This is a genomic window from Vibrio sp. 10N.261.52.A1, assembly GCF_002876325.1.
GTDB lineage: Bacteria > Pseudomonadota > Gammaproteobacteria > Enterobacterales > Vibrionaceae > Vibrio > Vibrio chagasii.
In genome coordinates this window covers 1-855 of record NZ_MCYD01001018.1, presented here as the reverse complement: position 1 = coordinate 855, position 855 = coordinate 1, and the positions used below count along the sequence as shown (strand labels likewise).

The following is an 855-nucleotide window of genomic DNA, read 5'->3' as shown; positions in this document are numbered from 1 at the left end:
ATTAATGATAATTCACTTGTAATTAATGATGAGTTACATATAAACCTGAGCGATCGTTCGATAATGAATATCGAAAATAAAACCTTAATCAAACTAAGGCCAAAACCATTCCGTGTTTTACTCTATTTGCATAACCATAATGGTCGATGTGTGAGTAAAGATGAGCTTTTTAGTGAATGTTGGAACGGTGCCATTGTCTCTGATCAATCTCTAACCAATACGATCAGTACGTTAAGAAAGTCGCTCAAAACGATTGGTATTAAAAATACAAAGCTCACCACGGTGAGTAAAGCTGGCTATTTGCTTGAGAAAATATCCAATGAAGAGTCATCAGAAGCCCATCTACCTACTGAAAGCCATTCACCAACTGAAACCAGTCTAACTTCCGAAACCCAGGAGGACGACACAGTAGCCGCTGCTGCCATAGATGGAGCAACAAGCGAAGTCTCAGTACCTGTCGAAGTAATCGACAACCAAGAGCCGTCGAATAAACCTCGCGAAACTCTGGTTTATCTTAAAAAGCTATTCATGTTAATGCTGGCTATTTCCTCCTTGTCACTCATTAGAGGTTGCTATAACACAAATAATATCAACAAAAATATGACCCAGCGTTTGGTGTCCACAGAAAACATCTCATATAACCTTGTAGATCATACGGGGATGTTAGACCTTGATAGTATGGAGGGAATAATCCGAGTAAGCTCATATAAGGACTGTAGAGCTAGGCATATTGATATAACAGTAACTAAAAATGGCGAAGGTGTTTTTGAGACCGATTTTTCGATAGTTTATAAGAATAAAGCCCATAACTACTTGCATTCATACAAAATAAAAAATGACAGCTCTGAAGTTAGA

Annotated in this window: 1 protein-coding gene; it reads left to right on the top strand. The window is 38.0% G+C overall.

All coding sequences use genetic code 11. The features are described 5' to 3' along the window. The coding region (locus BCT81_RS22080) for a winged helix-turn-helix domain-containing protein (protein WP_241908259.1) at window positions 1–855 on the top strand (855 nt) is incomplete at both ends.